This window comes from Bosea sp. Tri-49 (genome assembly GCF_003952665.1).
Classification (GTDB): domain Bacteria; phylum Pseudomonadota; class Alphaproteobacteria; order Rhizobiales; family Beijerinckiaceae; genus Allobosea.
In genome coordinates, this window is record NZ_CP017946.1 from 3,644,991 (window position 1) to 3,662,133 (window position 17,143).

At 66.9% G+C, this 17,143-nt stretch carries 16 protein-coding genes; 4 read left to right on the plus strand and 12 right to left on the minus strand.

Annotated elements, in window-relative coordinates:
- Positions 1 to 3: 3 nt before the first annotated feature.
- A complete protein-coding gene (locus BLM15_RS17785) occupies positions 4 to 1,203 on the minus strand; it encodes an OpgC family protein (RefSeq protein WP_126114003.1) in 1,200 nt (399 codons plus the stop codon).
- Positions 1,203 to 2,852, minus strand: a complete 1,650-nt coding sequence (locus BLM15_RS17790) for a thiamine pyrophosphate-binding protein (protein ID WP_206438533.1) — start codon at positions 2,850 to 2,852, stop codon at positions 1,203 to 1,205. Before BLM15_RS17790 ends, BLM15_RS17785 begins: the two co-directional genes overlap by 1 nt.
- Positions 2,853 to 3,030: 178 nt before the next feature.
- Here BLM15_RS17790 and BLM15_RS17795 point away from each other — a divergent pair, with 178 nt between their 5' ends.
- Both BLM15_RS17795 and BLM15_RS17800 read left to right on the plus strand, forming a co-directional pair.
- Complete coding sequence (locus tag BLM15_RS17795; protein ID WP_236846337.1) at positions 3,031 to 3,600, plus strand: sigma-70 family RNA polymerase sigma factor; 570 nt, start codon at positions 3,031 to 3,033, stop codon at positions 3,598 to 3,600.
- Positions 3,601 to 3,682: 82 nt separating this feature from the next.
- On the plus strand, positions 3,683 to 4,324 hold the full coding sequence (locus tag BLM15_RS17800) for an NrsF family protein (protein WP_126114004.1): 642 nt from the start codon (positions 3,683 to 3,685) through the stop codon (positions 4,322 to 4,324).
- Between the two features lie 101 nt (positions 4,325 to 4,425).
- On the opposite strand, the gene BLM15_RS17805 is transcribed toward BLM15_RS17800, so the two are convergent.
- The 9 genes from BLM15_RS17805 to BLM15_RS17845 all read right to left on the minus strand — a co-directional run bounded on the left by BLM15_RS17805 (position 4,426) and on the right by BLM15_RS17845 (position 13,778).
- Complete coding sequence (locus BLM15_RS17805; protein ID WP_206438534.1) at positions 4,426 to 5,706, minus strand: aspartate aminotransferase family protein; 1,281 nt, start codon at positions 5,704 to 5,706, stop codon at positions 4,426 to 4,428.
- A gap of 26 nt (positions 5,707 to 5,732) precedes the next feature.
- Positions 5,733 to 6,794: a phosphotransferase gene (locus BLM15_RS17810; protein WP_126114005.1), complete on the minus strand. Its 1,062-nt coding sequence runs from the start codon at positions 6,792 to 6,794 to the stop codon at positions 5,733 to 5,735.
- A complete protein-coding gene (locus BLM15_RS17815; RefSeq protein ID WP_126114006.1) occupies positions 6,791 to 7,819 on the minus strand; it encodes a histone deacetylase family protein in 1,029 nt (342 codons plus the stop codon). Before BLM15_RS17815 ends, BLM15_RS17810 begins: the two co-directional genes overlap by 4 nt.
- A 20-nt stretch (positions 7,820 to 7,839) precedes the next feature.
- A complete protein-coding gene (locus BLM15_RS17820; RefSeq protein WP_164547551.1) occupies positions 7,840 to 8,892 on the minus strand; it encodes an ABC transporter substrate-binding protein in 1,053 nt (350 codons plus the stop codon).
- 181 nt (positions 8,893 to 9,073) lie between these two features.
- On the minus strand, positions 9,074 to 9,916 hold the full coding sequence (locus tag BLM15_RS17825) for an arginase family protein (RefSeq protein ID WP_126114008.1): 843 nt from the start codon (positions 9,914 to 9,916) through the stop codon (positions 9,074 to 9,076).
- Positions 9,913 to 10,734: an ABC transporter permease gene (locus tag BLM15_RS17830; protein ID WP_126114009.1), complete on the minus strand. Its 822-nt coding sequence runs from the start codon at positions 10,732 to 10,734 to the stop codon at positions 9,913 to 9,915. The genes BLM15_RS17825 and BLM15_RS17830 overlap by 4 nt, the downstream gene beginning before the upstream one ends.
- Entirely contained in the window at positions 10,734 to 11,633 is a 900-nt protein-coding gene (locus tag BLM15_RS17835; RefSeq protein WP_126114010.1) for an ABC transporter permease, read from the minus strand. The genes BLM15_RS17830 and BLM15_RS17835 overlap by 1 nt, the downstream gene beginning before the upstream one ends.
- Positions 11,634 to 11,643: 10 nt before the next feature.
- On the minus strand, positions 11,644 to 12,726 hold the full coding sequence (locus BLM15_RS17840) for an ABC transporter ATP-binding protein (RefSeq protein WP_126114011.1): 1,083 nt from the start codon (positions 12,724 to 12,726) through the stop codon (positions 11,644 to 11,646).
- Positions 12,723 to 13,778: an ABC transporter substrate-binding protein gene (locus BLM15_RS17845; RefSeq protein ID WP_126114012.1), complete on the minus strand. Its 1,056-nt coding sequence runs from the start codon at positions 13,776 to 13,778 to the stop codon at positions 12,723 to 12,725. Before BLM15_RS17845 ends, BLM15_RS17840 begins: the two co-directional genes overlap by 4 nt.
- Positions 13,779 to 14,087: 309 nt before the next feature.
- Between BLM15_RS17845 and BLM15_RS17850 the strand changes: the two genes are divergently transcribed.
- Positions 14,088 to 14,390, plus strand: coding sequence for a DUF3870 domain-containing protein (locus tag BLM15_RS17850; protein ID WP_164547553.1), 303 nt, complete (start codon positions 14,088 to 14,090; stop codon positions 14,388 to 14,390).
- Between the two features lie 21 nt (positions 14,391 to 14,411).
- Here BLM15_RS17850 and BLM15_RS17855 read toward each other — a convergent pair whose 3' ends face one another.
- Positions 14,412 to 15,803 carry an aminotransferase gene (locus tag BLM15_RS17855; protein ID WP_126114013.1) on the minus strand — a complete coding sequence of 464 codons (1,392 nt, stop codon included), beginning with the start codon at positions 15,801 to 15,803 and terminating at the stop codon, positions 14,412 to 14,414.
- A 401-nt stretch (positions 15,804 to 16,204) separates the two neighbouring features.
- Here BLM15_RS17855 and BLM15_RS17860 point away from each other — a divergent pair, with 401 nt between their 5' ends.
- Positions 16,205 to 17,128: a hydroxymethylglutaryl-CoA lyase gene (locus BLM15_RS17860; RefSeq protein WP_126114014.1), complete on the plus strand. Its 924-nt coding sequence runs from the start codon at positions 16,205 to 16,207 to the stop codon at positions 17,126 to 17,128.
- Positions 17,129 to 17,143 lie beyond the last annotated feature (15 nt).

Sequence of the window (17,143 nt, forward strand, 5' to 3'; positions counted from 1 at the left end):
CGATCAACTCGCTTCACGGACGCGTGTAGGCATGGACGGACCGGCGCTGGTCGGCTCGGACAGCGGATTGGCCTCGGGCTTCGGCGCCGGCCCGGCCCAGGGCGCGCGCTTGAACCAGCCGACCACCACCGCCGTGGCGAGGATCAGGGAAAAGCCGGCGAGGTTGAGCGCCGCGACCACGGGTTCGCTGTGTCCAGCCAGCTCGGCGGTGCTGCCGGCGAGCCGGGCGAGGACGACGCTGGCGAGGAAGGCGGCGAGCGATTGCCGGCCGATCAGGACGAGGAGATGGCCCACGCCCCTGTCGAGCCGGTCGCGCACCGGCTCGATCAGGCTCAGCACGAGATAGGCCAGAGCGAGGAAGTGCAGCGGACGCAGGAGATGCAGATTGCTCTTCTCGCTCGCGGGCAGGACGAGATCGCGCAGCGCCTGCACCGCCGGCCAGTGTTCGAGGATGCCCCAGAAGGACAGCGGCACGGCGAACACCAGGATCGCGGCGCAGGCCAGCATCAGCCACCGGTCGCGAAGGCGCGGCGCCGGCAGCCAGCCCATCCCGAGGAAGAAGCCGATGAAGAAGATCAACTGCCAGGCGAAGGGATTGAGGAACCAGCCGGCGCCGTTCCAGGGATTGCCGGTCAGGTTGAGATCGGTCGTCCAGGTCAGCGCGTAGAGCAATCCGGACAGCGCGAAGGGCAGCATTGGTTGCAGACGGCGCAGCGCCATCATCACCGGCACCAGTGCCAGGATGACGAGATACATCGGCAGGATGTCGAGATAGTCCGGCTGCCAGGTCAGGGTGACGAGGCCGACGATCGCCCCGGCGGGATCGGCGACGAGCGGCGCGAACTGCTTGGGCAGCTCGGCCATCCCGAAGGCATGATCCAGCAGGCCAGCGAGCGCGATCACCGCCAGCACGAGGCCGAGCTGGACCCAGTAGACCTGCCAGATCCGGTAGGCGATACGCGCGCTGCCGAGCAGCAGGCCGCGCCGGACGAAGACGCTGCCGAAAGCAAGCGCGCTGGCAAAGCCCGAACAGAAGACGAAGAGCTCCGCCCCGGAGGAGAAACCGAAGCGGGCAGGGATGAAGGCGTTCCAGCTGTTCGCCGGCAGATGCGCCACGAAGATGATCAGCATGGTCAGCCCGCGGAAGAGATCGAGCCGTTCGTCGCGCGACCGCTTCTCGGACGTCCGGTGAGCCACACTCATCAGAACGCCCCCTCGTAATCGGCGGCATCGATGCGGCAGGCGAGCACGGTGAAGCCTTCGCGCCGGAAGGCGGCCTGCGCCTCGCGCCGCAAGCCTTCGCGATCACTGACCGTGACGCCATGCCCGCCCATCGCCCGAGCGACCGCAGCGAAATCGGTCGCGCCGAAATCGACTCCGGCACGCTTCAGGCCGAGCTGACGCTGCTTCAGCGCGATCAGCCCGAGGCTTTCATCGACCAGGACGGTGATCACGACCGGCAGCTTCAGGTCGCGCAGCGTGGCGAGTTCGCCCAGCACCATCTCCAGCCCGGCATCGCCGACGAAGCACAGCACCGGCTTGCCTGAACCCAGCGCTGCGCCAGTTGCGAGCGGCAGTGCGCAGCCCATGGTGCACAGCCCGGTCGATTGCAGCAGCTGGCGCGGTCCGTCGCAGCGCCAGATCTGGCTGAGCAGGATGCGGTGCGCGCCGGAATCGGCGGTCGCGACGGTGCCGGCCGGAGCGGCTTCGCGCAGGGTCTCGAAGACCGCATGCGGCCCCCACGCGGACGGTGCGGCGAAGGCGGCGCGAAAGCGCGAGCGAAGTTCCGCCGGCTCGCCCTCCGGCCATGTTGCCTTGGCGGCCTGGCGATCGGTCAACGCATCGAGGATCGCGCCGACATCGCCTTCGAGCCGCAGCGTCGCCGCATGCACCCCGTGCGGCATGTCCTCGGCGACGATATCGATGACGCATTTCCCGTCGGGCCAGGGATTGCGCCAGCCCTGCCGCATCTCGATCGGATCATAACCGGCGAGCACGATCAGGTCGGCGGCGTCGATCAGCGGCCGGACGATCGCATCGGCTTTCGGCGACAGTCCGACGCCGCCAATGACGCGCGCGTCGTCCTCCGGCACAAGGCCCTTGGCCTTGTAGGTCGTCAGCAGGGGCGCGCCGATCCGTTGGAGACAGCGATCGAGTGCGGCGGCGCCAACCTGGTTGACGAGGTCGAGGCCGGCGATGACCAGCGGCCTCTGCGCCTGCGCCATCAGACCCCGGGCGAAACTCAGATTGGCGGGGACAGCAGGCTGCATCACCGGTGTCATCGGCGGTGTTCGCCAAGAGGTGCGCGCTTCGGCGACCGAGATCGGCAGGTCGATATGCACCGGACCGGGGCGACCGCGCCGGGCGACCGCCACGGCCTTCTCGGCCACCAGATCCTCGGTGCCCGGCGCGGCACGGAAACTCGCCTTGACCAGAGGCCGCAGCACGGCCTGATGGTCGAAGACCTGATGCGTGTAGCTCTCGGCCAGGGCCTGGTCGACGCAGCCGGTGACGAAGATCAGCGGCACGCGGTCCTGCTGGGCATTGGCGACGACGTTGACCGCGTTGGCGACGCCGGGCCCCAGAGTCGCGACCAGGACAGGCAAGGCGCCGGTCGCATGCCAGAGCCCCTCGGCCATGAAGCCGGCGGCGTTCTCGTGCTTGGCGAGCTCGAAGCGGATGCCGGCCCGCTCCAGCGCATCGACGAGGACCAGCACTTCGCCGCCGGGAATGCCGAAGGCGTGGGTCGCGCCGGCGGCCCGTAGCCGCGCCGCCAGCAGATCGGCGCCCGTCACCATGAGCTGCGGGCTATTACCTGCGCTTGTCTCGCTTCGCTCGAGGTCCTGCCGCATACACTCTCTCCGCCGGCCGCTGCAGCGGCTTGCTGACGAGATCGCAATCGGAGGGGGTTTGGTTACAGGCTCTTTGGATATGAGCCCGGCCAGGGTGCCGAAAGGCAGCGCCGGCTTGTGAGCCGGCCCGCGCCATGGCACGCATTGGCGAGTTCGTGCATCCTCGGAAAAGCAAGCCTTGTCGCTGGACGACCTCGAAACCGAGCTTCGGCCTATATTCCTCGCCGCGCTCGCCGGCGATGCCGCGGCCTACAAGGTCTTCCTCGATACGATCAGCACCCGTCTACGCGGTTATCTGCGCCGGCTGCTGGCGCGCACCGGCCGCAGCGAGCCGAGCGAGGCCGAGGACGTTCTGCAGGAAACGCTGCTGGCGCTGCATCTCTCCCGCCATACCTATGAGCCGTCGAGCCCGGTGACCGCCTGGGCGCATGCGATCGCGCGCTACAAGCTCGTCGACCATCTGCGCCGAACCGGCCGCCATGCCGGGAACCTGCCGCTCGATGACGAGGTCTATCAGCTCGCAGCGCCCGAAAGCGGTGCGGCCGACGCAAGGCTCGACCTCGAGCGCGCCATGCAGGCGCTACCGGAGCGGACGCGCCGCCTGGTCGAGCAGGTCAAGCTGCAGGGCGCGAGCGTCGCCGAGGCAGCAGGCGCTGCGGGAATGACCGAAACGGCAGCCAAGGTCGCGATCCATCGCGGCCTTCAGGCGATGGCGAAGTTCCTATCGCGGCGCGGGCGCTCGCCGTGACCGGCTCGGAGATCAGCAGCAGCGTAACCTTTCGCCGGCTTGCGGCGAATTCCCTTAAACCAGCCCCTGGGCGGAATTGGACATGAAGACCGACGAGTTGATCTCCCTCATGGCCGCGAGCCACCAGCCGGTGGACACCGGCCGGCTGCGCCACGCGACCTGGCTCGCGGCGGCGGCGGCGCTCGGCGTCACCGCGACGGTGCTCGTCAACACGCTCGGCGTACGTCCGGATCTGGCGGCTGCAATCATGACGATGCCGGTCATCGCCAAGCTGCTCTTCGGCGGCAGCATCGCCGTGATCGCCCTCATCCTGTTCCAGCAGAGCTTGCGGCCTGGGCTGCAGCCGCGGCGCTTGTTGCCTCTGGCCGCGATTCCGGCCGCGCTGATCGCCGGCTTTGCCCTGCTCACATTAGCCCAGGCGCCAGCCGAGCAGTGGAATTCACTGATCTTCGGTCGCTATTGGCGCAGTTGCCTCGTCAACGTGCCACTCTATGCGCTGCTACCACTAGCCGTCCTTCTGCTGTTGGCCCGCCGCGGTGCACCGATCGACGGGCGCTTGACCGGCGCCTCCGCCGGGCTTGCGTCCGGTGGACTGGCTGCAGTCGCTTATGCCTTGCATTGTCCGGACGACACGATTCCGTTCCTGGCGATCTGGTATACGCTCGCCGTTGCGCTGGTTGCCGGCGTCAGCGCACTGGCGCTTCCCCGGCTTTTGCGCTGGTGATCGGAGCGTCTGCGGCGAAGTCCGGGCCTTGATGTCGCGACAGCTCAGGTGATCGAGCAGATTGAATGCGCGCACCGCCAGGGTGCCGCCTTGTGGTACGCCTACCGCCTCGTCGCCTCGAGCGTCTGCTCCAGCGCTGTGACCAGCTGGTCGGCATTCTCCCGCGAAAAGACCATCGGCGGACGGATCTTGAGCAGGTTGCGGCCGCCGCCGGTGATGCCGACAAGGACGCCGCGCTGCATCAGGCCCTCGATCAAGGCGCGGGCCGTCTCCGGCGCGGGCGCATATCCGGCGCGATCCTTCACGATCTCCACACCGACGAACAGGCCGGTGCCGCGGACATCGCCGATGCGCTCGTCCTTCTCCATCAGCCCTGCGAGGCGCTGGCGCAAATAGGCTCCGACCTGAAGCGCGTTCTCCTGCAAACCCTCGTCGCGCAGCACGTCGAGAACGGCGATGCCGGCGGCGGCGACGACCTGATTGCCTCCGAAGGTGTTGAAGTAGCGTTCTGTCCTAAGGAAGCCTTCGACCAGCTCGCGGCGGGTGATGACGACGGCGAGCGGCAGCCCGTTGCCCATGGGTTTGGCCATGGTGACGATGTCAGGCACGACCCCGGCGTGCTGGAAGCCCCAGAAATGCGTGCCAGTGCGGCCGAGCGCCGACTGGACCTCGTCGGCGATGATCAATGCGCCGGACTTGCGGACCTCGGCGATCGCTTCATCGAGGTAGCCGGCGGGCGGGCTGTAGAGACCGTCGCTGGCGAAGACCGGGCAGGCGAACAACGCCGCCGACCGGTGCCCGCGTTCGGCGAGCCCGGCGATCGCCCCGCGGTACTGCTCGGTATAGTCCGAGGCCGTCAGCTTCGGGGTCCGGTCGCCGGTGCCGCGGTGCTCGGGGGCTGGCACGGTCGCGACCCAGCCCTGCTGGCGCTCGGCGGGGATCGTCGAGGAATCGAGCGCGCCGATGATGGTCGAGTTGCCGTGGAAGGCAGAGCGGGTGATCAGCGCGCCGCTGCCCCCGGAATTGGCCATGGCGATCCGCCAGGCTAGCTCGTTCGCCTCGGTCCCCGAGCAGACGAACATGCAGACCTTGAGCGGGTCCGGCATGGTCTCGGCGAGGCGCTCGGCATAGTCGACGATCAGCTCGCTGGGATAGCGGGTGTTGGAGTTGAAGGTCGCGAGCTGGCGGCTCGCCGCCTCGACCACCCTGGGATGGCAATGGCCGACATGCGGGACGTTGTTGTAGGCGTCGAGATAGCGCTTGCCGCTCTCATCGGTCACCCAGACGCCCTCGCCGCGCACCGGCACGAACGGAGCCTGGTAGAATTGCTTGTACATCGGCCCGAGCAGGCGGGCGCGGCGTTCCATCAGCGTATCGTACATGGCGGGCTTCTTTCCGGGAGAGACTGTCAGTGATTGCCGAGGCCGGCGGCCTCGGCGAGGCGAGCGTGGAGTTCGGCCGGAGGCAGCGCGTCGCAGCGGGCGAGCGCCTCCCAGCCGAAGCGGCTGACATCGTCGCGATAGGAGGTGGTCGCGGCGGGATTGGCCTGGCGGCGCCACGAGACGATGAGCTCGCGGGTCGCGAGCCGCGCCTGAATGAGAACCGGCAGCACCGCGATCTCGCTGGCCTCGATCGGCAAGACTCGGGCATAGCCCTTTACCACCTGCGCCATCGCGCTCACCGGGTCGGCCTCGCGATAGATGAGATGCGCAGCCGCGATCGCGACCTCGGCGACGCGGATCGTCCTGATCATGTCGCCGAAATCGATGATGCCGGAGACCGCCCCGTCCTGCGGCCGCAGCAGGAGGTTGTTCTGGTTGAGGTCGTTATGGATGACCTGCCGGGGCAGCGCCGGCAGCAGCGGCACGACGCGCTCGGCAAAGCGGTCGAGCACCCGCTCCGCCAGGGCCTTGCGCTGGTCGGTATCGAGGAAGGCGATCTTCTCGCGCAGGCTGGCGAAGTGGACGAGGTCCCAGATGAAGGCCCGGTTGGCTCCGGGATGATCGAAATCGGCCAGAGCGCGATCGAGCCGGGCCGCCAGCATGCCGACCTCGACGCGCTGGGCCCGCGACAGCGTGCTGCCGAGCGCCGGCTCGCCCGGCAGATAGGTCAGGACGCGCATCAGATGGCGCCGGCCGCCACTTTCATGCGCCACGATGGTGCTGCCATCGCGTGCGGCGACCACGCGCGGCACCGGCAGGGCCGGATCGGTCCGCGCCAGATGGGTGAGCGCCGCGTTCTGGAAGGTGAGCTCCTCCGCGCTGTCGGAGTCGCCGCAGACCTTGAAGACGTAGTCCCTGCCATCCGCGCCGCGGACATGGAGGTTGAGATCGCGCTCGCCGCTGATCCGCGCGAACGAGCCGCTGATCCCGAAATGCTCGCGAAGAACCTGCGCCGGTTCATCGCCGGCGAACTGTGGTAGCGGCGCCATCAGCGCGTCGTCCAGCGCGGGCGCAGCAACGCCGCTCACGCCATCGCCTCCTGGAAGCCGGTCAGGAACGCCGCGAGATTGGTCCCCAGCACCGGCGAGGGATAACCGCCTTCCTGGATGATCACCGTCGGCCGCCGCAAGCTCGCCAGGCTCTCGCCCATGCGTTGGAAGCCTTCGGTCGTCACAGCGGTGCAGGCGAAAGGATCGGCCACCGAGGGATCGAGACCGAGCGCGATCACCAGGACATCGGGAGAGAACACCTTCGCCTGCTCGACCGCATGCCGGACGGCGGTGAGATAGACCTCGTCGTCGGCCCGCTCCGGAACCGGAAGGTTGAGGTTGAAGCCCTCGCCAGCGCCTTCACCGACCTCGTCGGCATAGCCGGCATAGAACGGGTAGACCGTCGCCGGGTCGGCATGGACGGAAATGGTCTGGACGTCGGCGCGATCATAGAACAGCGCCTGCGTGCCATTGCCGTGGTGCACGTCAATATCGAGGATGCTGACGCGTTCGACGTGATCGCGCGCCAACGTCGCCGCCAGCGCCGTATTGTTGAGGAAGCAGTAGCCGCAGGCCTGGTCGCAATAGGCGTGATGCCCCGGCGGCCGGCACAGCGCATAGGCCGCCCGCTCGCCGTTCAGGACCCGTACCGTTGCGTCAATTGCCGTCGCGCCGCTGGCAAGGATCGCGGCCCAGCTGTCGGCGAGCAGGACGCTCGCCGCATCGGCGATGTAGTAGCCGGCCCGTCCGAGCAGGTCCTGCGGAAGGCGCCGCATATAGGCGTTGGGATGCAGGCTCGGGCGCAGTTCCTCGCTCGCCGGGAAGCGCTGCTTCCAGGCGGCGAAGCCGGTTTCGAGGAAGGCGAGATAATCGGCGTCGTGGACGCGCCGGATCAGCGCGAGGTCGGCCGGCCCCGGCGCGACCACGGCCTCGGTACAGCCCTCGGCCGCCGCGAGCAGAACGCGCGCCCGGTCCGGCACTTCCAGCGCCGTGGTGAGCGCCCCGCCCGAGAGCCGGGTGCGCACGAGATGACCGTACTGGTCAGGATGGAAGATCGTCTTCATCTCAGGCAGTCCTCAAAGGCTCACTTCGCGATCAGCGCCTGGTAGCGCTCCTGCACGCTGGCGATATTGTCGGCCCACCAGGCAGGCTGGAGCGGCGCCTGGCGATCCTTGTTCTGCGGCGAGGAATTGGCCTTCGCCAGCGCCTCCGCCGAGAACTGCTTGGCTGCAAAGGCGCGCTCGTTGATCGGCCCGTAATAGGGCAGCACATCGGGGATGTTGGCCTGGATCTCGGGCGTGACCATCTGCGCGATCATGCGCTGCGCGGCGGCGGCGTTGGCGGCACCCTTGGGAATGCCGAAGCAGCCGAAGCCGAGCAGGGCCTGGTCATAGGTGAAGTCGACCGGCGCGCCGTCGGCCAGCACGCTCGCGACCCGGCTGCCCCAGATCACGATCATGTCGACCTCGCCATCCTTCAGCAGCTGTGCGGCCTGGGCGCCCGATTGCCAGAACACGTCGATCGAAGGCTTCAGCTTCGCCAGCGAAGCCAGGGCCCGGTCGGCGTCGAGCGGGTAGAGCTTGTCCTTGTCGACCCCATCGGCGAGGAGCGCGACCTCCATGCTCTCCTGCGGGTAGATGTGCATCGCCCGCCGGCCCGGGAACGCCTTGGGATCCCAGAAATCCTTCCAGTTGCGCGGCGGCTTGTCCTTGTACTTGTCCTTCTGCCAGGCCAGCACGGTCGAGACGTAGTTGCTGCCGATATAGGCCGTTCCGCGGGCCAGCGGCGCGATGCCGGTCGTATCGATCTTCGAATAGTCGAGCGGCTCGAACAGCCCTTCGCTCTGGCCGCGGGCGCAATCGGCCTCGCCCAGCTGTACGATATCCCAGCCCGGCTTGCCGGACTGAACCTGCACCCTGACGCTGGCGAGCCCGCTATGGCTCTCCTCGCGGACGCGCACGCCAAGCTTCTTGCCGGCCGGGTCGAACAGCGCCTTGCGGACGCTGCCCTGATACTGCCCGCCGAAGCCGGCGAAGGTGACGGATTCCTGCGCGATGGCGACCGGCGCCGAACCGATCAGCACGGCGGCAGCGAATGCGAAGCGCGACGTCATCATGCCCGATGAAAACTGCGTCATGTTTCTTCTCCTCCCCATGTGAAAACGGCGCCGCGCACGCGGACGGGCTGTCCGCATGCCGGCGCCGGTCCATCCGCTTGCTCGTGTCCATCCTTGCGGGAAGGACACCGCGAAATGCCTTGCGACGTTGATGAAAAAGGCGGGTTCGGGCCGAGCGCCCTAGTCGAGGGCGCGCGGCCGGCTAGCTGGTCTCACATGCGATCACCATGACCGGACAATTCAGGGCGCCGGAAAGCTTGCGCGCTGCGGCGGCGGGGCCCGACAGGGCGGGGCGGTCGAACGGCGCCGTCAGCCCAGCCTCGATATCGACCACGACCGCGCCGGGCGAGAAGCGCCTGATCGCCTCGCAAGCCTCGGCCAGCGCCGCATCGGCAGCCTTTTCGTCGGCCTCGGCCCCGAGGACGAGATTGAGATTGGCGCCGGCGGCGTCCTCGCCGCCATGCTCGTCAGCATAGCCGGTATAGAAGGGATAGCGCAGGGCGGGATCGCCATGAACCGACAGGCAGAGCACATCGGCACGCGACAGGAAGATCGACTGGGTTCCACTCGCATGGTGCTCGCCAAGGCTGAGCACCGCGACGCGCGGCAGGTTCTCGCGCAGATAGGACGCCGCGATCGCCGCATGGTTGAGGTAGCAACCATGCGCCGCACGTCCGGCATAGGCATGGCGCCCGCTGCCAGCACAGCGGATGACAACCTGCCGCTCGCCCGCCGCGACGCGCAAGGCGCCAGCCATGACGCTTCGTGCGTCACTGAAGGCGTCCGGCCAGGTCGAGGGCGAGACCGCCGTAAGCGCATCCACGAGATAGAAGCCGGCGCGCGCCTCGATATGCGCGGGCAGGCGCATCCGGTCGCAGCCGGGATGCAGCGTCGCCTTGATCACGGCGCCCGGCTTCTCCAGTGGCGCGAAGCGCAGGAATTCCAGATAGGAGGCTTCATGCACGCCCTGGATCGCGTACTGGCAGAGCGAGTCAAGCTCTGTCGCGTCCCTGTCGTCACGCTTCGAAACGGATCTGGCCGTCATCGTGCTGCTCCCTTTTCCGGCCGCTTCGCGATCTGGACGATGAGCAGCAGCACGATCGAGGCGACGACGAGCACCGAGGAAACCGCCGCGACCAGCGGGTCGACCTGATCGCGGATGTTGGCGAACATCCGGCGCGGCAAGGTCGAGTTCTCGCCGCTGGAGATGTAGAGGGCGATCACCACCTCGTCGAAGGCGGCGACAAAGGCGAAGAGTGCTCCGGCCGCGATCGAGCTCTTGATCTGCGGCACGGTCACCGTGAGGAACGCCTTCAACCTGGTCGCGCCGAGGCTGCGCGCCGCCCGCTCCAGATTGCCGTCGAAGGATTGCAGCCCGCTCGACACCGTCACCAGCACGAAGGGCAGCGCCAGCATGATGCCAACGAGCACGAGGCCGGTGACCGTATTGTTGAGCCCGAGCTTGGCAAAGACGAAGAAGACGCCGATCGCGACCAGGATGTTCGGCACGATCATCGGCAGCAGGAAGGACATGCGCAGCGGCTTGGTCAATCGCTCCGGCATCTGCGAGAGGCCGTAAGCCGCCGCGGTCCCGATCGGCGTCGCGATCAGCGTGGTCAGCCCGCCGACCCTGAGCGAGAGCCAGAGCGCATCCATCCACTCGGCGGAGTCGAAGAACTCGCGATACCAGCGCAAGCTCCAGGCTCGCGGCGGGAACTCGAGATAGTTCGAGGCCGAGAACGACATCGGCACGATCAGCACGCAAGGCACGATCAGGAAGGTGAAGATCAGCGCGCACAGGCTGTACAGCCAGAGCCTCTGATAGTGCCTGATCTGCGTGGCGCTGGCGGCGGCGGTCAGCATCAGCGGCCCCCGTATAGCTTGTCGACGCGGAACACCTTGTTCAGCGCGGCAAGGATGGCGATGGTCACGACGAGCAGCAGCACGCCGAGCGCGCTCGCCGCGCCCCAGTTGCTGTAGGTCGAGACATTGGTGGCGATCTGCATCGACCACATGCTGACCCGTCCGCCGCCCAGCAAGGCCGGCGTCAGGTAGAAGCCGAGGCTCAGGATGAAGACGAGCACGGTGCCGGCGAAGAGGCCGGGCCGGCTGAGCGGGAAGAACACGTCCCAGAAGGCTCGCATCGGCGAGGCGCCGCAGCTCGACGCCGCCTTCAGATAATCGGTGTCGATGGTCTTCATGCTCGAATAGAGCGGCAGGATCATGAAGGGCAGCAGCACGTGCAGCATGCCGATCGTGGTGCCGATGAAGTTGTTCACCAGCGGGATCGGCTCGTTGATGATGCCGAGGCTGATCAGCCAGCTGTTCACAAGGCCGCGTCGCTGCAGCAGCACGAGCCAGGCATAGGTTCGGACCAGCACCGAGGTCCAGAACGGCAGGATCACGAAGATCATGCAGATCGCCGCCGCCCTTGGGCTGAGCTGCGAGAGCAGATAGGCGACGGGATAGCCGAGCAGGATCGAGCCGAGCGTGACGATCCCCGCGATCTGGAAGGTCGTGACGAAGGTGATGACGTAGACCGGCTGCGCCAGCCTTGCGTAGTTCTCGAGCGAGACACCGCCATCCTTGCCGATGAAGGAGAGGACGAAGAGCCAACCGACCGGGACGATCAGCAGGAGCCCGATGACGATGAGTCCGGGCACTGCGAGGAGTGCGAAGGACCAGGCTTCGCGCCGCTCGGCGCTGGCGAAATAGGATGCATCGGCAGTGTCTGACGACGCCGCTGCGATCAAGCCGGTCATGGGCCGCGCCTCAGACATCGCCGCTGACCAGGATGCTGTCATTGCGGTGGACGTTGATGTGGATCGGCTGGCCCGGGGTCGGCACGAGCCCGCGATTGGCCTCCTGCGGCACCAGCCGCACCGCGATGTTCTGGCCGTCCGGGAAGCCCGCGATCACTAGCAGGCTGTCGCCCTGGAAGATCGTCTCGCGCGCCACGGCGGAAAACGAGTTGACCTCGGCCTCCGGACCGGCGACCGGCCCGATCGCCAGTTTTTCCGGCCGCAGCGCCAGCCAGCTTTCCCGCGGATTGGCCGTCGATGTTCCCGCATGATCGGGCAGGCGCAAGGGCGTGCCGAAGACGCTCGCGCCGCCGCTGCCGAGCTCGACCGGCAGGAAGGTTGTCTCCCCCACGAAATCGGCGACGAAGCGCGTCCTCGGTCGGTCGTAGATCGCGCGCGGCGTGTCGAACTGGATCAGGGCGCCGTTGTTGATCACGGCGATCCGGTCCGACATGGTTAGCGCCTCGCGCTGGTCATGCGTCACGAACACCGTCGTCGTGTGCAGGCGCTCATGCAGATGGCGCAACTCGATCTGCATCTGCTCGCGCAGCTTCTTGTCGAGCGCCGAGAGCGATTCGTCCATCAGGAGGATGCGCGGCTCGAAGATGATGGCCCGCGCCAGAGCGACGCGCTGCTTCTGCCCGCCCGAGAGCTTGTCGACGGGACGATCGATGAACTGGCTCAGCCTGACCATGTCGAGCGCGCCGCGCACCCTGGTCTCGATCTCGCTGCGCGAGAGGCGCCGGAGCTTCAGCGGATAGGCGACGTTCTCGAACACGTTCATGTGCGGGAACAGCGCGTAGTTCTGGAAGACGAGGCCGATCTCGCGCTGATGCGGCGGCCTCGTCAGCAATTCCTCGCCCGCGACCAGGATGCTGCCGCTGGTCGGGGTGACGAAGCCGGCGAGCACCTGCAGCAGCGTGGTCTTGCCCGAGCCGGAGGGGCCGAGCAGCGTGACGAACTCGCCGGGCGCGATGTCGAGATTGATGTCCTTGAGAGCCTCGAACGAACCGAATTTCTTCGAGAGCCCCCGGATCGAAACCGGAACTTTCATTGCAGGATCGCCGACTTGAAGGCCTCTTCCGCCTTGTCGCCGTTCTTGGCCCACCAGGCTGCGTCGATCAGCACCTGCTTGGCAGCGTTTTGCGGCGAGGAGTTGGTCTTGGCGAGCTGTTCCGGCGTGAACTTGCGGACCTCATAGGCCTTGGCGTTGACCGGGCCGTAATTGTCCATCTTCTCGATGATGTTGGCCTGGATCTCGGGCGAGATCATCGCCAAAGCCAGCTCCTTCGCCTTGGCGGCATTCTTGGCGCCCTTGGGAACGGCGATGCAGCCATAGCCGAGCAGCCCCTGGTCATAGGTGAACTTGACGGCGCTGCCGTCCTCGATCACCGGTGAGACCCGGCTGCCATAGATCGCGATCAGATCGACCTCGCCATCCTTGATCAGCTGCGTCGACTGGGCGCCCGTCGTCCAGAACACGCCGATCTGTGGCTTGAGCCGCTTGATCGCGGCAAGCGCGCGCTCGACATCGAGCGGATAGAGCTTGTCCTTCGGCACGCCGTCGGCGAGCAATGCGATCTCCAGCGTCTCCTGGGCGAGACCGGCGATGGCGCGGCGACCCGGAAACGCCTTGACGTCCCAGAAATCGGCCCAGGATTTCGGCGGCTGCTTCACCTTGTCGGTGCGCCAGGCCAGGACCACGGAATAATAATTGGTCGCGACCCAGCTCTTGCCGCGCGCCGCGGCCGGGATCGAGGCATCGTCGAGCTTCGAGAGGTCGAGCGGTTCGAACAGCCCCTCGCTCTCGCCGCGAGCGCATTCGTCGCCGCCGAGATGCACGAGATCCCAGGCGGGCGCTCCGGACTGGACCTGCACCCGGATCGAAGGCAGGTCACCATGCGTCTCGCTGCGGATCTTGAGGCTGAGTTTCTGTGCGGCGGGATTGACCAGCGCCGCATCGAAGCCCTTGCGCATGGCGCCGCCATAGCCGGCTACAGTCACGGTCTCCTGCGCGATCGCGGCAGCGGGAAGCATTGCGGAAATCGCCACACCGACGATCATGGCGATCTGTCGGCGCCTTGCGCTGTCTGTCCTGTCGGTCATTGCCAACCCCTCGGAATTGTTCTGCGCCGAGGTGATCCAGAACAAAAAAAGACCGGCGCTTTGACCCCGGCCGGATCGGCCTGGAGAAAAAGCGCCGGTCTGAATTGTTCCTCTGGGAGCCCGTCGCGAGAGGGGCAGGCCCAGCACAAATCACCTAGCTCGTTTAGTACGCGCCGGAATTTCACCCCTGTCAACCGTCGTCCCGCACCTGTCTTTTCAGCCTTGCCAGCTGGCAGGCGAGTGTGAGAGCCGTCGAGCCAAGCAAGCACGAAACAGGGGAACGTCATGTCGGATGTCAGGACAGTGTTGGTGAGCGGCTACTCAGCCGCCCCAAAAGGCACCAGCATGTTCGAGGAGTTCAAGCACGCCGGCGTGGTGCTCGAGATCGACCCGGCGACGAACGTCATCGTGGCGGTCGACGCCACCTTCGTCACCCAGCTCGCACGCTCGTTCTACTCGCGGCTGATCGTCGGCTACGACGTCAGCAACGGCATGGCGCCGCTGGAGCGGTTGATCTCCACGGCCGTGCACACGCCGTCGCGCGAGGCGCTGATCGTCGCCACGCGCGCCGCCGTGCAGCGCTATTTCCAGATCCGCGACAATCGCGGCTGAGAAGGATGGATCCGGCTGCCGTCAGGCGGCCTTATCCAGCGCAATGCCCTTCGTCGTCAGCAGATCGAGCCCGAGGTCGAGCGCTTTGGTGAAGCGGTCGACGGCATCGTCGATGCCCTCGGGCGTGATGATCAGCGGAGGCGTCATGATCAGGGTATCGCCGAGCGCCCGCACGATCAGGCCGTTCTCGAAGGCGAGACGCTGGATCTCCAGGCCGAACTTCAGCGAGGGCTCGAAGGCCTGCCGCGTCGCCTTGGAGCGGACGAGCTCGATTCCCCACATCAGGCCGACGCCGCGGACCTCGCCGACGAGCGGATGGTCGAGCAAGGCCTTGAGGCGCCCTTCCAGCTGGGCGCCCAACACCTGGGCGCCGGCGATCAGCCCGCGCTCCTCGTAGAGCGTCAACGCCTCCAGGCCGACCGCACAGGCGATTGGGTGGCCGCCATAGGTATAGCCATGGCCGAAGACGCCGATCTTGTCGCCCTGCTCCTTCATCGCCTGATAGATCGGCTCCGACAGCAGCAAGGCCGAGAGCGGCTGATAGGCCGCGGTCAGCGCTTTGGCGCTGCTGATCATGTCCGGCTTGAGGTCATAGGTCTGCGAACCCCACCAGTTGCCGGTGCGCCCGAAGCCGGTGATGACCTCGTCAACGACGAAGAGTATCTCATATTTCCGCAGGATCGCCTGGACCTTCTCGTAATAGCCCTTCGGCGGCACGACGCAGCCGCCCGTGCCCATCACCGGCTCGGCGAAGAAGGCGGCGACCGTCTCCGGCCCTTCCGCCAGGATCAGGTCCTCGATCTCCTTGGCGAGGCGGTCGGCGAAGGCTTCCTCGCTCTCGCCCGGCAAGCCTTCCCGGTAGAAATGCGGGCAGGTGACATGCAGGAAACCGTCGAGCGGCAGGTTGAAGTCGCGGTGGATGTGCGGGAGGCCGGTCAGGCTGGCGCTAGCGATCGAGGTGCCGTGATAGGCGCGCTTGCGGGCGATGATCTTGCGCTTCTGCGGCTTGCCGATCGCGTGGAAATAATACCAGGCCAGCTTCACCGCGGTGTCGTTGGCTTCCGAGCCCGAGCTCTGGAACAGCACCTTCGACATCGGCACCGGCGCGATCTCGATCAGGCGCTCGGACAGCGCGATCGCCGGCTCCGAGGTCCGGTGCGCGAAGTTCTGGTAGTAGGGCAGCGCCGCGAACTGCTTTGCCGCGGCTTCCGCCAGCCGGTTCTCGCTGAAGCCGAGCGCCGCGCACCACAGGCCGGCCATGGCTTCGAGATAGCGGTTGCCGGCGTCGTCGTAGACGTGGAAGCCCTCGCCGCGGGAGATGATCGTCGGGCCGATCTTCTCGTGCAGCGAGAAATTCGTCTGCGGATGGAGCTGGTAGGCGATGTCTCTGGCGTGATTGGAATTGGCGGTCATGGCGCACCTCGCATGCCGGCTCAAGGCAGCCGAAAACCGCCTCGCATCCGCGCAAAATTTCGGGAAGAGCCGGTTCGATCGCTTGTCTGGGCAGCCGTCGAAGCGGCCCATCGCCAATCGCCTGACAGCACCGAAAATGCCTGCGGGCACGGTAGTTGTCAAACCGGGTGGCGCGCATCCGCCATGCCCCGGTGAGGGAGGAACCGGCCACTTGCGCATCGGTGAGCGCCCCGAATTTCGCCACTTGACGGGGCGCCGGACACGGGCATAGACCTGAAAGCAGCTAGGAGATTTGTGCCCCGACGCCCTTCAAGGCAGCGGGATCACAACAAATCGGACCGGCACACGCAGGAGCGGAAACCCCGCTCGTCCGTGTGCCGGTTTTTTTTTGGACTCACGCCATGACCGATGCGGTTGTCATCTGCGAATGCTTTGCCCGCGACGGGTTGCAGCATGAGCCTGTCTTCCTGCCGAGCGGGCAGAAGATCGCGCTGATCGATGCCTTCACCGCCATCGGCTTCCAGCGGATCGAGGCGACCTCCTATTCCAACCCCAAGGTCGTGCCGGCCTTCGCCGACGCCAGCGAGGTCCTCGCCGGCATCCGGCGCAAGGACGGGGTCTTCTACAAGGCGACCTGCCCCAATCCGCGCGCCGTCGCCCGCGCCATCGCAGATTCAGAAGCCGGCTATGGACCCAACGAGATCAGCCTGCTGGTCTCGGCGACGGAGGCGCATAGCGAGCGCAACCTCAAGAGCTCGCGGGCCGAGCAATGGGCCAATGTCGAGGCGATGGTCGCCGCCGCACAGGGCCGTTTCCGCCTGATCGGCACGATCTCGGTCGCCTTCGGCTGCCCGTTCGAGGGGCCGGTCGAGACCGCGACCGTCATCGCCGACGCCGCCAGGTTCGCAGCCCTCGGCGTACACCATGTCACGCTCGGCGACACCACCGGCCTCGCCACGCCGCGCACCACCAAGGCCCTGCTCCAAGCGGTCGCCGCGGCCGTGCCGGAACTCACCCTGATCGTGCATTTCCACAACACCCGTGGCACCGGCCTCGCCAATTGCGTTGCCGCCTACGAAGCCGGCATCCGCAATTTCGACAGCGCCTTCGGCGGCATCGGCGGCCACCCGGCCCAGCTCGTCTATGGCGGCGGCTTCACCGGCAATGTCGCGACCGAGGACCTCGTCAACATATTCGAGGCGATGGGTGTTTCGACCGGCCTCGACCTCACCGCCCTGATCGAGACCGCGCATCGCTGCGAGGAAGTGCTCGGTCGCCAGCTCCATTCGATGGTCGCCCGCTCCGGGCTCGGCCTCGTCGCCTGATCCGAAAGAGGAACC